Below are 14,037 nucleotides of genomic sequence, written 5' to 3' on the forward strand. Positions count from 1 at the left end.
AAGCACCTTTGCCTGGTAAGCAAAGGCGCTTTTATAAATGATAACATTACGCTTTTTTCTTCTCGGGGCGATGAGCGCTATCCCTGCTTGATGTAAAAACCATACTGGCCGGCAGTAGTTTTTTAAGCCTGAACTGAATGGTGATGGCATCATAATCATGCTTATGGCCGCAGCCTTTAGGCGTTTCAACAATCACCGTGATCTTATTTTCTAAATTATCCATGCGTAAATATTTTATAAACCTGGTGTTTTAACCCCGGAAGCTTTCAAATCCTGCAAAATATTTTCCTGTACGGCCAGCTTGGTATCCTGGAAACCATGCGCATGAACCCAAACATTAACTCCTACACGATAACCATCAGGATCTAAACTGGCAATACCTATCCTCCTGTCCGGAGTTTCCAATATATTTTTTGATTTATCGATAGAAGAGTTAATGACAGACTTCACCTCATTAAAATCAATATTATTGGTAAACTTCAGCTCGATATCAAGCCTGCGGGTGCCTTCCCTGCTGATGTTGATGATCACCTCGTTTGAGAGTTTACTGTTAGGCATAATAACTATTCGGTTATCAAAGGTTTTAACAATGGTATAAAAGATCTGGATAGCGATAACCGTTCCTTCAAGGCCTTGAGCTATGATATTATCGCCCACAACAAAGGGCTTGAGCAGCAGTATCAACACACCGCTTGCAAAATTTTGCAAAGTACCTGAAAGCGCTAAACCGGCTGCTACACCAAAAGCACCAACAAGTGCAGTGAACAAAGTAATGGGCACACCCATGATCTGTACAACTCCTAAAATGAGCAACACACGCAATACAACGCCTACAAGGCTCTGCAAAAAGGGTTTAATAGTAGGATCTATTTCCTTTTTTTGCATATGGCCCTGCCACCATTTCAACAACATATTAATCAGCCAAAGGCCTATAAACAAAACTACCAATCCTATTAAAAAACTGGGTGCATAGCGAATCACCCATATATAAACCTGGTCATAAAACTTTTCAATCTTCATAAAACAAATCGTTTAGCTTCCGCATAAAAACCACCTATGCTTAACGCATATTTGGGGGAAGGGTTTGTTTTAACAACCATTTAACACTTCAGCCCCCCAAGTGTTAACAAATGTTAAAAGTGTTAAATTTCAATACGTTACCAATTTTAAGCCCTAATTTGGTATTAACTATTTGAAAAAAACTTTTACACTTTATCATGAGCTACAACAAGATCAATAACCTTTTGGGCTGGCTTTGTTTTACCCTTGCATCCTTAACTTACATCCTTACTTTAGAACCCTCTGTAAGTTTTTGGGACTGCGGCGAATTTATTTCCTGCGCCTACAAACTACAGGTATCGCACCAACCGGGCTACCCTCTTTTTGCCATGATAGGTAAGGCCTTCTCACTGCTTTCGATGGGCGACAGGACAAAAGTTGCCTACTTTACCAACCTGGGTTCGGCATTGGCCAGCGGGGCTACCATTATGTTTTTATTCTGGAGCATAACCGCCCTTGCCAAAAAACTCCTTGCTATAAAAAATATTCCTGTTAATACAACCCAAACCTTACAAATAATGGGTGCCGGGCTAACCGGCGCCCTTGCATTTACCTTTACCGACACCTTTTGGTTTTCGGCAGTTGAAACCATTGTTTTTGCATGGTCGTCATTATGTACTGCAGTAGTATTTTGGGCTATTTTAAAGTGGGATGCCGTTGCCGATGAACCACGTGCCGACAGGTGGCTGGTTTTTATAGCTTATGTAATCGGCCTTTCTATCGGCATTCACCTGCTTAATTTATTAACCATACCTGCTTTGGTAATGGTTTATTATTTCCGCAGGCATAAAAACATCAGTGTTAAAAGCGGGCTTTTGGCATTCGCTATAAGCATCCTGATCCTGGCCTTTGTTCAGTTTGGCATCAGGGGGTATACCATTGGCCTCGCCGCCCGGTTCGATCTGTTTTTTGTAAACAGTCTTGGACTTGGTTTTGGCAGCGGCGTTTTGTTCTTTTTCTTGCTGATCATCGGCTTGCTTATCGCCGGGATCCGGTACAGCATCCGCAAGCAGAAACATCTTTTAAATATAAGCCTGCTTTGCATTGTGTTTGTTTATTTTGGTTACAGCTCTTTTGTTTACATCCCTATCAGGGCATCGGCAGGTACCAATCTTAACAACTCCCACCCCAGCGATGCCTTTACGATGTATGAATACCTTAACCGTACCCAATACGGTGAAACACCATTGCTTAAGGGCCCTTACTTCGATGCCAAAATAACGGATGTTACCGATGGTACACCGCTTTACCGCAAAGGAAAGACGAAATACGAGGTAGCCTATAATAAGCCCAATTATGTTTATGACCACACCAGCATTCTGCCCCGCATGTGGTCGACAGAGGAGAATACCACCTACGCCCAGGATGCCCAGTTTTACCGCGACTGGCTGCAGTTGAGCGATAACGCTACGCCTACCTTTTCGGATAATTTAAGATGGATGTTCAGCTGGCAAATGTACCAGATGTACTGGCGTTATTTTATGTGGAATTTTGTTGGCCGCTATAACGATGACGATATGGAAGGTCAAACCAATATGAACGGTATTGGTGGCAACTGGACATCAGGCTTGTTCAACAACGCCTCCAATACGCCTAAGTTTGTGTTGAATAATGTTACCTATACGCCGCTTTATGCACTGCCTTTAGTGGCTGGTTTGTTAGGCATGCTCTACCATTTCAAAAAGCGAAAGAAAGACGCGCTGGTAATAACGTTGCTATTCTTTTTCACCGGGTTGGCTATAGTATTATATGTTAACCAGCCATCTGTACAGCCCCGTGAACGCGATTACTCGTACGTGGGCTCATTTTATGCCTTTGCCATTTGGATTGGTTTAGGATTGATAGCGCTGATTGACATGGTGCCCAAAAAGATCAGCCCGAGGTTTGCCACTGTTGGCGCTTTTATTATTTGTACAATTGCTGGCCCTGTTTTGCTGGCAAGTAAAGAATGGAAAAACCACGACCGCTCAACCAAAATGGCGGCGCGTGACATGGCTTACAATTACCTCATGTCCTGCCCTAAAAATGCTATTTTATTTGACCTGGGTGATAACGACACCTACTCGCTATGGTATGACCAGGAGGTAGAAAACATTCGGCCCGATGTACGCATCGTAAACCTGAGCCTGTTAAGCGCCGATTGGTCGGTAAGGCAAATGCAGCGTAAAATAAACCAGGCTGATGCACTGCCTATCACCATGAGCTTTGATAAATACAAACTGGGTACCCGTGATGTGATCAGGTATAATGATGCTAAAATACCGGGCTATGTTGATGTAAAAGAGATATTTGACTTTATCACTTCGGATGATAAACGTACTCACGTTGAGTACACCAACGGCACAACCGAAAATTATTTGCCTACCAAAAACTTCAAGCTGGCAGTTAATGCTGATGATGTAATGAAAAATAAGGTGATCACGCCCGAGCAAAAAGGCTTACTTACGGATACCATGAAATGGAAATTCCCTCCCAATTATATCGCCAAAGAAAACCTTGCCATGATAGATATACTTGCCCATAACGACTGGAAACGGCCAATTTGTTTCACTACATCTATTGGGCAAACAAGCATGGTTGGCTTACAGCCATATTTGTACCAGGAAGGTTTTACCTATCGCCTATTGCCTTTCAAAACTGATTCATCGTTAAGAGATCAGCTTTCAAAGATCAACAGCCTGGTGATGTACAGCAACATGATGGATAAGTTTAAGTTCGGCAATTTCAAAACAGCCAAATACCTTGATCAGCAATCGACAACCATGTTTTTTCCGCAAATGGTGTCTGCTTTTTCTGATCTGTCGGCGACATTACTGAAAGAAGGCCATCGTAACCTGGCACTTAATACCCTGCACAAATATGAAGAGGTGATGCCTGATATCAACCCTAACTTTATGACGGCACAAGGCAAAATAACAATGGCCGATACCTCGTATAAGTTGGACTATTCCAAGCTGGGTAATAAATTGATCAAAAGTGTTAACAGCTACCTAACCGATCAGCTTGATTATAACTACCATCAGTTGCAAAAAGATACAGGCCGGTTAAGTCCGCGCGATGTGCAGATCAGTATGCAACTTCTCAATAATATGGCAGCCATTACTCAAAACGGCAACCAAAAAGAACTATGCGGTCAAATAATTACACAGCTTAATGACTATGCCGAAAAGTTTAAAAGTATTCTCCAGCTCTAAACAACCAACATATATATGCTATGGCGCAGGCTATTTGATTTAGCCTGCCCCTTTTTTATATTTTAATAATTCACATACTTTTCTTCAAAAGTACCATCGGCATACAGGTCTATCAAACCATAGCCTGGGGCTGTTTCCCGGCGGTTCCCCTCCCACCAGGCACCGGAAACGGCGCCGTTACATAGGTAAGTAACATTGTTATAAACCACCTTATCGCGCATGTGCAGGTGACCGCTCACACATAACTTTACGTTGGGGTGCTGGTAAAACAGGTTAATGATCTTAGCCGTATCGGTATGCATATCGCCGCCAAGCATTGTCCACTTGTTTACAATATCATCCTCTATCATCAGTAAAGCCGTCAATATCGGTATGTGCGACATAACCATTACCGGCATACTGGCGTCCGTAGCTTTCAGCTCATCGCTGAGCCAGTTAAGCTGTTCATCGCCCAGCTTGCCTATATACCAGGTATTATCAATATCTAAATGCACACTATCCAGCACAATAACCTTCCAGCCATTCTTAACCATACTGTAGTAGGGCTTTACAAGCTGTAACTTATCCAAAGCGTATTTTTTTCCGTAGATGGCCTGGGCCTTGTCGTCTTCGTACCACCAGATATCGTGGTTGCCCAAACAATAATGAACGGGCAAACTGCATTCATTTTTCATGATGTTTTGCACCAGCTTCCATTGATCATTGATGGTGCCGATGTTTTCCTTGTTCATATCAAAAACAATGTCGCCGCCATTTAATACCATATCAACCTTTGGCGTTTGCTGCTGCAGGTGATGGAGGCACCTGGTAAACCTGGCAGGGGCATCAAACTTATCCTTAAGGTGCACATCGGTAATGTGGGCTATTCGCAATGATGGCTTTGCAGCCGGTGTTGTATTGCCAAGTGCTAATGAAGGTGCCAGAAGCAGGCCGCCTATATTTTTTAATGCTGATCTTCTTTCCATAATATAAAAGCTACCTCCCGGGTTCAGGTAATTTTGGGGTTAAAAATACATTTATAATATTGGTAGGCCGCTGGAATTTCTGTTAAACTTTTATTAAGAAAATAATGACCGAAACATTTATATAAAACAAAAAGCCTTCCGCGTTAGCAGAAGGCTTAATAGATTTGTGTAGGGAAGGTTAAAATAGTATTTCAGGGTACTTAACCATTATTTATTGAAGATACGGCCTGCCTGTCATGTAATCATTTACAACCCCGCCAATATATTTATTGTTGTAATCCGTTTCTTTGTTTTGCAAAACTGATTTATAATAAAGCAGCAGAAAATCGTACACGCCCAGCTCGTGAGCCTGCTGCCTGGTTTTAAATAAGCGGTTCATACTCATTTGAATAAGGCTGATCACAAGCAGGTTCAGATCCTGCGGTACCGTTTCGGATGAAATAAGCTCGGCGAGCAATAAAGCTGCCGGTCTGTTGTTTAAACTCCGGTACCTGAGCAGGTCGTTGCCTGCAACCGCGGCACCTTCGGCAAAAAGGCCCTCAATCTTGTTGCGGTAATGCCTGTATTTAAAAGTCAGTTGCTTTGAAAGCAGGTTATCATAATTAACGTCCGGATATGATGAGGCTACAACCAGCTCAATAAGCTCGCTCTTTTGTTCGATCTGAAAATCAAAATCATTCAACAGCCTGTCAATTGATAACAGTCCCCAGAGCCACCTCAGCTCTTCAAAGTTTTCAGTCACATCCGCTCTTGATATAAGACTGGCTATGGCAAGGCTATCATTAAAAAACAACTGCTCAACAAGCTCAATCGATGCTTCTCCGTAACGTTCCAATTCGCGCTCGTAGGTATCAAACTGCACCTTCCAGATTTGCTTTGATTTAATTAAGGCCGAAAAGGAACTGTTAATATTTTGAATTACCCTCCCCAATGCAAATACAGAAGCAAGGTGGACCCTGAAACGAATATGAGGTTCAGGATCAGCATAACGTACATAAAACCATTGATCAATCAAGTCTTCATGGTAAAGCTTTTTGCTTAGCTGTATCAGCTCATTACCTATCACATGCTCGGCAGTTTCAATACCACAATACAGTTTTACGTACAACCATTCATCACCCGGGAAAAACTGGCGTTTAGCTGCATTTGTACTAAGCGGCCCCATACCGGTATACTTGCCGGCCACTTTTTCGCCCCGTTTTAAAACAGCGACAAACTGGTTACCGGTAAGCTTTTCATCCTTCTTTTTAAGCATGATATTATCGCGTTCGCCAATGTATTCCTTTAAAATAATTTCATCCTTTTTTTTGCATGACGAAAGCCATGCAGCAACCTCAAGCCTGCTGTTGGTATGTACAACCAATTCACTATCAATATCTGTAAAAACAAAAGCCTCGGGCAGATCCCAGTATTTAACAAACTTCGCCCATGCTTCGTTGTAATCAACTGCCAGTTCTTTTAACAGCTGCTGTAAATCAGCATTGGTGATGTACCAGGTTTTTAAGGCTAATATTACGCCTTCATAAACTACCCTTGGCGTTTTGGTTACCCCAAGTTTAGGTAATATGTCAAGATTAAACCCAAGCTCGTATTTTGAATCCTGGCATTGCAGATCGGCCAGGAACCGGTACACAGGTAAGGCCGTCATACCGTAATTATATGCTGTATTTAAGCGGGGGATAATCCGTTTGCCTAATTTGGCCGAACGCAGCAAAACATTATTTCCTTTAACAGATACAAGCAGATCTGTTATATTAACTTCCTGGTCACCGGTGCTTACCGGCGTTTGAAACTGGTAATCCCGATATGGTGCATAGGTAAAGCTCCCTAAGCAGTCATCAGGCGTGTGTACAATTTCGGCAACTATGGCCGGCTCATAAATACGGGCTTCCGTTTCGGCTATTTCATCAAGGATCTGGCCAAAATTCCGCTCGGCATTGGCCAAACGGCCAAACATAGCAGTGCCGGCCGGCCATCCGCAATGTTCAAGGTACAGCAAGGGCTCATCATGGCCCGAAATTCGGAACATTACCGAAAAACTTGGGGGCAACTCATCATCGTAAGCTTTAACGTTGTCAAACTGTGACTTTTGCAAATGGATAATTTCCTGCCCGGGGTTATTAACAATTTGTCCGATAAGCCACTTCACAGCACTGGTATATTGCAGATCTTCCTTATCAGCTGCAAAGCCAGATGGTTCTGTATAACAGTTTATGGCATAGCCGATACCTTTTTCAGGATCAAGCGCTTCTGTTAGCAAAATCTCCCGCTCATGATAGCGGTCGCGGAAACGTTTTATAAACGTTTCCAGGTTTTTACTTTGGTGCCTGGGTGTGATCCGGTTAAGCAGATCAATGGCATCGAGCAATTTATCAGCATAAGCTTTATCAAGCGTAGCCGAATCTGCCTGCCTAAAATAATCAACCTGCAGTAATGTCCCCTGTGAGGCATCACCTGGCAAATCTTTCAAAATCATAGCAACCTTATTATTTTTTGTAATTACATTATCGGTGCCGGTCAGCACCTGCTTAACGGTTTTCAGTTTTGATAAATAGTTTTGTGCCTGTGCACTTTGGTATGCCAGCCGGGTAAAAATGCCAATGGCCTGGTCAAGGTATTCCCCGCTCTCAATACACGGTTCAAGCTCACTCCACAAAACCTGGTTTTTAATCAATTGATCCAAAAAAGCAGCGGCACATTCCGGAGTTTTGCCAAGTTTTTGCGTTATAAATAAGCATATCGAATTGTATGTCCTGGCGTTTTCACAAAACCCGATAACCACCCGCAGATCATCAGATATCTTTACCGGCGATGCTTTGTATTTACCACAGTTTGCAGTTTGACGGTCAATTTTACGGTAGGTCCCGTTTAAGGTATACATTGTTTTATTTACCTTGTAACTTAACAATGCCCGTATGACACGATTGTTTAAAATTTGGCCGTTCAAATTAACCGCTGCGGCAACATTAAGCCTTACATGCTGGTAAGCATTACCAAGCTGTAAATCGGTCGTATTCCCCCAGGTAACAGGAGCGCAACCGGCAAATAACCCTGATGGATTGGTGCCGGTAGCGCTCCTGTTAATAAATTTGGCTAAGCTTATTTCAAGCTTCTCCAGTTTTTTCGCATCTGTAATATCATCTATATGTAAAACCGCTTCATACAAGTCTTTAGAGGTAAGCCAAAGCGCCTGCATAAACAATTCATCTTTTGTGAATGCCCTGATGGTTTCTTTATCAACTGTTTCCACGCAATCAAATGCAGGAAACCTGAACATCAGGCTTGATGAAAATTTATATAGCTCGGAAAGCTTTGCTGTTTTCATTATAGTTGCCTTTTAATAGCCGGCTAACCGGTTACGCCAAGAACCTTAAAATCCGGTAGGAACCGAAGTCATAGTATCAGTAGTTGTACCATTAGCGTGATTAAACACCCCAGGAAAATTGCCTTTTATCATATTAGCAGTTAAAGCTTTATTTAAAACCTGTATCTGTTTAATTTGGATCTTTGGCAAAGAAGTTTTGTCATGATTTTTCATAATTTTAAATTTTTAAATGATTGTTAATTATTGATTATTTAGCTGTGACAGGATAAATGTGGCTAACAGACGTTTGCGTAAAAAAAATTTAGTACCAATGCCCTTTTCTGAATGACCAAAACCGTATTTAAGAGTGACAAAAAAATGACCAACGAATCTTTCACACTAAAAAAGAGAACTCTAAAAGCAATATTTCAGCATTTACTTTTTTGGATTGTGTATGTTCTTTATGAAGAAGTAATCGTTTACTTCGCGGGCATGGGCGTCGAATTCTTTAATACTTTTTTTGCGTTCCTGGTTAATGCATTTGTGTTTTATAGCATTTGGAATTCATACAAGTTTTTTGATAGAAACATCAAAAAAAAGATTGCGGTAGTGCTTGCAACTATTATTGCAGTTATTGGTATTGTTGTTGTTTCGGCCTATTTAAAAGCATTTATAATTATTATTTTAGGAAATGGAACCTTTAAAACGGCAGCCACACCTATGCGCATCCTGCAATTTGTTATGCGCTCCGTTTACTTTGGCACAATGGGCGTAGCTTACGGTTTTGCTAAAGAGGTATTGCTTAAAGAACGAGAGGCGGCACAACACAAACTGGAAAAACTGCAAATGCTTGAACAACAGCAAAAATTAGAAAAACAGGCCCTTCAAGCCGAACTAAACGTCATTAAATCACAAATTAACCCGCATTTTGTATTTAATACGCTTGGCTTTTTATACGCGGAAACCTATAAAAAGCTTCCCGAGGTTGGGCAGTCAATTATTACGCTGTCAAACATTATGCGGTATGCATTAACCAAAAATGAGGACGGGTTTAGCAGTCTTGAAAGTGAGCTTGCCTATATCAAAGACTTCATAAAAATTCACGAAGACCGCAGCAAAGCTTTTTTTATGAAGATAAGTATCGAAAGCGGTGTCATTCCGTATAGGGTAGTATCATTGGTTTTAATTACCCTTATCGAAAACATGTTTAAGCACGGCATTTTCAATCAAAGTACCAAGGAGGCTGTGCTGAGCATTACTGTTGAAGATGGGATGCTGCATTTTCATTCGCTTAATTATAAAAACAATAACAGCGTTAACAAAGTACAGTCGAACGGGATAGGATTAAGTTATATTCGCGAAAGATTAACGGACGAGTATGGCCGGGACGGATATGAACTATTGGTGGATGAAACGCACAACAGCTATGAATGCAAACTTACCATGCCTTTAAAGTATCATGAAAGTAATTAACTGTATTATAGTTGAGGACGAGCCTTATGCCATTGATATTTTAAGCGATTTTATATCAAAGGTGCCTTTCATTAACCTTACCGAAACGTTTACCAATCCTATTGAAGCATTATTGTATTTAAAAGGATCAGCGACTGACCTCATTTTTCTTGATATAAACATGCCCGAGCTTTCAGGTATCGACCTGATTAAAATGCTGCCTAAAAGCACGGAGATCATCATAACATCAGCCTTTAGTGAATTTGCGCTGGCGGGATTTGAAAACAATGTGCTCGATTACCTGCTTAAGCCCTTCGCTTTCGACAGGTTTTTACAGGCTTCACAAAAAGCCCTTGATAAGCTAATACTGCTTTCATCTAATAAGCCAGCGCCGGTAATTGACCTGCAGCCAAAGCCCGACTCATTTTACCTGAAAACGGATCACGGTAAAATTGTACGTATCAACTTTGAGGATATCATTTATATAGAAGGGCTTAAAAATTACTGTTCGGTTTTTACAGAAAATGAACGGCATATCTCGCTGGTGAGCATGAAAACCTTGGTTGACACCCTGCCCCAGGAAAATTTCGCTCGGACCCATAAATCGTACATTATCGCTTTAAAACGCATTAAAGCTATTGATGGCAACATGGTGATCTTTGATAAGATCAAAGAAAAGATCCCCATAGGGGTTACCTATCGCGACAGCTTTTTCGCACTGCTCAATAACAAGATGTTTAAGTAAGCTATGCTTTCCCTTTCCGGGCTTTTTCTGATTTAAGAAACTTTAAGAGCATCCCGTACAGGATACACTCATGCAGGCGCTGCCGGCTGCTAAAATAGCGGTTAACTGCCATGTGGATCACGCTGCTCAAAAACTTCGCATTCCAATCAATAGTGTAGTTTTGCAGCAGTAATTCTACCTGCATTCTTTTTTGCCGAAGCAGGTCATCATATGCTAAAAGCAGGTTATTAAGGCTGCCATGATATTTTCTATATAACTGATCAATCTGTATTTTAACCGCCTTATCATCAAATTCGGCAAAAAAATAAGCCTGCTGCCTTTCAACAAATTGCAGTTGGTCGTTTAGGTTATTGCTCATCAGGTTTAGGTAATCTTTGATCAGCCAAAAAATCAGGAGCCAGTCTTCCGTATCATAGCGGTTGCTTTCAAGCAGCCTGAATACGCTGCAGCAAAATGAAGTTTCAATGCAAAAAAGGCCCTCGGCCTGTTCAATCTGTTGCCCATAGCGTTCCAGCTCACGTACATAGGTATCAAGCTGCACAACATGTACCTGTCCGCTGGTTAAAAATGGTGACAGTGCCTCCCGAACGGCCATATAAACCTCCTGAAAATCATTCTCGTGCAGTAAATTAATCCTAACCCGGATATGATTATCGGGATCATGATACCTGATAAAAAACCATTGCTTTATTTTAACAGCACCCGAATAGCTCAACAGTTCATCCAATTTTAACAGCACCTCGTTGGCGATATTACTGCTGAGATATAGCTTGATAAACAACCACTCGCTGCCGGGAAAAAAATTACGCTGAAGTGTATTTTCAATATATTGGAAATATGGGGGCTTCAAAGGCCTATCGAAATGGAAGGGTGCAACAAACTGGTGCATATAAGGATCGCCATCCACATCTTGTACAATAGCCTCATGCTGAAGGTGAATACACTCAGATAAAATCAAAACCGGGGACTGCTTTGCTATTTCCTTTGCAAATACCTGTATACTAATTTCATTTGCAGTATCAATCAGTAATTCATTATCGCCCTTTATAATATAAAATTTATCGGGCAGCAACCACTCATCCCTAAAGCTATTAAACAAATCGTTGAATTTTTCAGCCTTGCAAAGTTCATCTAAAATAGCGGGCGTAAACTTCCAGGTGGCGCGGTGCAGGATAACGCCAAAGCTGGTTTCAACGCGCGGAAAAAACACAAAATCTGTTGAAAGTGCACCCCAGTTAAAACTTAAGCTGCCATTGCCCCGCTGATGCTGGTTATCGCACAAAAAGGTGTAAATGGGGTGCTGCGACCTGTTATAATTATAAGCACTGCTTAAGCGCGGAACTACTTCCCGCTGATGTTTTCTTGAAAACAATTTAAAAACGCCTTGCTCAAGCTTTATGTAGATATCGTCAAGCCTCAAAACCGAACTTCCCTTGGCATCATCAATATAAGCCAGTTCATGGGGCCAGAAAGGCGGATGCATCATGACGTTTAAGATCCGTTCTTCGGGCATATGGATCACTTCGGCAAACAGGGCATCCGGGCAGTTTGCGATCTCCTTTGCCGCTATCTCTAAACCTGTTTTATAAATTTCGGCATCCCCAACTGCAAACCGTGCTATCATGCTTAATGCGCCCGGCCCGGTAACTCGCTCCAGGTATACGATATCGTTTTCAAAAAGCTGAAAAACCGCCGACATGGAAAATGGCAAATGATCCGGACTGCGTTCCCTGGCAAAATTATCGGGTATTACAACTTTATACTGTTTTTCAATTTTGGCGCGGTTTAACAGATTAAGCATTTTAAAATCTATCTCTGTATAATCCACCCATGAAGGCCCCCCTTCTCTTCCGGTATACAACCCTTCTGTAAAAAGGGTTTCATGCTCATACCATTGCCCGTATTCAATTCCCGTATCGGTGTCAAATGCCTCCAGCAGCGGTACGCTCTGCTCCTCATACCTTTTCCTGAACCTGCCTTTAAACTGTTCAATCCTTTTATTGGCAGCCACGGCACTCATATTATTAAGCAATGCAATCGCCTTAGTTATTTTCCATTGCAATGATTGGTCAAGCTCCCGGCTCTCCAACTCGTTAAACCTGGTTACATGTACCTGGTCTTTAAGCTCCCTGCCGGTTATGTGATTATTAATTTGTTCAATAGCGGTATATAACGAAAACCAGTTTGAGCTTTCTGCATCTCCATTATTAATTTTATTAAGCAAACCGACCAATTCATTAATGGTATCCCTTAATTCCAGATGATCAGTCTTTTGCAAAAAGACCGGAAAATCATACCCTATTGCCGGCTCAAATGCCGGCTTTAGCAATTGTCCTTCAATAAGGTCATTAATAAACACAATGAAATCATCAGGCTCAAAATCCTGGAATTTTTCGAGCAGTTGTTGTTTATTCCATATTTTATCACCAACAACGGTAATTATGTCATCAAGCACCTCATTGCAGGCAATGGCGCTCACCTGGTAAACCCTTTGGTTATCAATAATTTGATAAGTAATAAATCGTAAATCGTCCCTCACTTTATAAAGGGTGTTATTTAGCTTATATCCTGCAGATAATTGATTGGCATTTTCAATTTGTTTGGCAAGCGAAAAGCTCACCACAGCGTCGGGCACTACATGTCTCCTGAACTTTGCCGTAAGTTTTACTTTATTAACATCCCCCCAGTAAACTGACGAACAACCCGCAAACAGTCCAAACGGCGTAGCCCGGTTTGCCATACGGGCCATATATTTATAAAAACTTGATAGTAATTGAGCTTCTTTAGCTTTTGTTTGCTGCCCATTTGCAAAAAAAGCATCCAGTTCATTATAAAGCGATTTACTTGCTATGTAAATACTTTCCTTGATTAGCCTGTTATCCCACAATGTACGCAAGTTTTTTTTATCAAGCTTTTGCCTGTACGACAAAGCAGCCGAGCGTAAAATTAAACCGTTAATAAAATTAACTTTCATTTGGATGTACAGGCAAGGTTCAGTATGAAAACAGCTAATTTAAGTAAAAGCTATTTTTATTGGCAGGTTTGTTATGAGTGTTGTCTATTTCTTTGTTTATAATATGATTAATTGAGTTAATATCGCCCTGCTTCATGCCTTTGTATTTAGCGCAAAAATTGATATACTGACAAGGCGATCAAAATAATTGCCATGCAAGTGCACTATCCAAAATAGGGCGGCAAAAACTCACAAAATATCATCCTTCGGTAATTAAGAACATTTGATTCCAGGCCTTCACTTATAGCCGAGGTTCAGGTTATCAATTTGCAAGCAATCCGCATGACACTGCATGATAACCACAA

9 protein-coding genes are annotated in these 14,037 nt (G+C 41.3%); 3 read left to right on the top strand and 6 right to left on the bottom strand.

Annotation, left to right across the window (positions count from 1 at the left end; all coding sequences use genetic code 11):
* Positions 1–46: 46 nt before the first annotated feature.
* Together J3L18_RS14620 and J3L18_RS14625 are read right to left on the bottom strand one after the other, a co-directional pair.
* Complete coding sequence (locus J3L18_RS14620) at positions 47–223, bottom strand: hypothetical protein (RefSeq protein WP_176844378.1); 177 nt, start codon at positions 221–223, stop codon at positions 47–49.
* 11 nt (positions 224–234) lie between these two features.
* Positions 235–1,020, bottom strand: coding sequence for a mechanosensitive ion channel family protein (locus tag J3L18_RS14625; RefSeq protein ID WP_129568865.1), 786 nt, complete (start codon positions 1,018–1,020; stop codon positions 235–237).
* A 197-nt stretch (positions 1,021–1,217) separates the two neighbouring features.
* Between J3L18_RS14625 and J3L18_RS14630 the strand changes: the two genes are divergently transcribed.
* Complete coding sequence (locus J3L18_RS14630) at positions 1,218–4,253, top strand: glycosyltransferase family 117 protein (RefSeq protein ID WP_129568864.1); 3,036 nt, start codon at positions 1,218–1,220, stop codon at positions 4,251–4,253.
* 62 nt (positions 4,254–4,315) lie between these two features.
* Here J3L18_RS14630 and J3L18_RS14635 read toward each other — a convergent pair whose 3' ends face one another.
* From J3L18_RS14635 to J3L18_RS14645, 3 genes are all read right to left on the bottom strand, one after another.
* Entirely contained in the window at positions 4,316–5,218 is a 903-nt protein-coding gene (locus J3L18_RS14635) for a metallophosphoesterase family protein (RefSeq protein WP_129568863.1), read from the bottom strand.
* 211 nt (positions 5,219–5,429) lie between these two features.
* The gene (locus tag J3L18_RS14640; protein ID WP_129568862.1) at positions 5,430–8,543 is read right to left on the bottom strand and encodes a lantibiotic dehydratase; all 3,114 of its coding nucleotides are present in this window, start codon (positions 8,541–8,543) and stop codon (positions 5,430–5,432) included.
* A gap of 45 nt (positions 8,544–8,588) precedes the next feature.
* Positions 8,589–8,756, bottom strand: a complete 168-nt coding sequence (locus J3L18_RS14645) for a hypothetical protein (RefSeq protein ID WP_189549154.1) — start codon at positions 8,754–8,756, stop codon at positions 8,589–8,591.
* A gap of 258 nt (positions 8,757–9,014) precedes the next feature.
* Here J3L18_RS14645 and J3L18_RS14650 point away from each other — a divergent pair, with 258 nt between their 5' ends.
* Both J3L18_RS14650 and J3L18_RS14655 read left to right on the top strand, forming a co-directional pair.
* On the top strand, positions 9,015–9,995 hold the full coding sequence (locus tag J3L18_RS14650; protein ID WP_208102439.1) for a sensor histidine kinase: 981 nt from the start codon (positions 9,015–9,017) through the stop codon (positions 9,993–9,995).
* Entirely contained in the window at positions 9,982–10,719 is a 738-nt protein-coding gene (locus J3L18_RS14655; RefSeq protein ID WP_090523820.1) for a LytR/AlgR family response regulator transcription factor, read from the top strand. The genes J3L18_RS14650 and J3L18_RS14655 overlap by 14 nt, the downstream gene beginning before the upstream one ends.
* A 1-nt stretch (position 10,720) precedes the next feature.
* On the opposite strand, the gene J3L18_RS14660 is transcribed toward J3L18_RS14655, so the two are convergent.
* Entirely contained in the window at positions 10,721–13,693 is a 2,973-nt protein-coding gene (locus J3L18_RS14660) for a lantibiotic dehydratase (RefSeq protein WP_129568860.1), read from the bottom strand.
* Between the last annotated feature and the right edge of the window lie 344 nt (positions 13,694–14,037).

Origin of the sequence: Mucilaginibacter gossypii, from assembly GCF_017569325.2 — a bacterium.
GTDB classification, from domain to species: domain Bacteria; phylum Bacteroidota; class Bacteroidia; order Sphingobacteriales; family Sphingobacteriaceae; genus Mucilaginibacter; species Mucilaginibacter gossypii.

What these genes read in the sequence shown, in the direction of transcription:
- J3L18_RS14650 (WP_208102439.1), top strand. Translation starts at nt 9,015, where the DNA reads ATGGGCGTCGAATTCTTTAATACTTTTTTTGCGTTCCTGGTTAATGCA.
- J3L18_RS14640 (WP_129568862.1), bottom strand. Translation starts at nt 8,543, where the DNA reads ATGAAAACAGCAAAGCTTTCCGAGCTATATAAATTTTCATCAAGCCTG.
- J3L18_RS14635 (WP_129568863.1), bottom strand. Translation starts at nt 5,218, where the DNA reads ATGGAAAGAAGATCAGCATTAAAAAATATAGGCGGCCTGCTTCTGGCA.
- J3L18_RS14620 (WP_176844378.1), bottom strand. Translation starts at nt 223, where the DNA reads ATGGATAATTTAGAAAATAAGATCACGGTGATTGTTGAAACGCCTAAA.
- J3L18_RS14645 (WP_189549154.1), bottom strand. Translation starts at nt 8,756, where the DNA reads ATGAAAAATCATGACAAAACTTCTTTGCCAAAGATCCAAATTAAACAG.
- J3L18_RS14630 (WP_129568864.1), top strand. Translation starts at nt 1,218, where the DNA reads ATGAGCTACAACAAGATCAATAACCTTTTGGGCTGGCTTTGTTTTACC.
- J3L18_RS14660 (WP_129568860.1), bottom strand. Translation starts at nt 13,693, where the DNA reads ATGAAAGTTAATTTTATTAACGGTTTAATTTTACGCTCGGCTGCTTTG.
- J3L18_RS14655 (WP_090523820.1), top strand. Translation starts at nt 9,982, where the DNA reads ATGAAAGTAATTAACTGTATTATAGTTGAGGACGAGCCTTATGCCATT.
- J3L18_RS14625 (WP_129568865.1), bottom strand. Translation starts at nt 1,020, where the DNA reads ATGAAGATTGAAAAGTTTTATGACCAGGTTTATATATGGGTGATTCGC.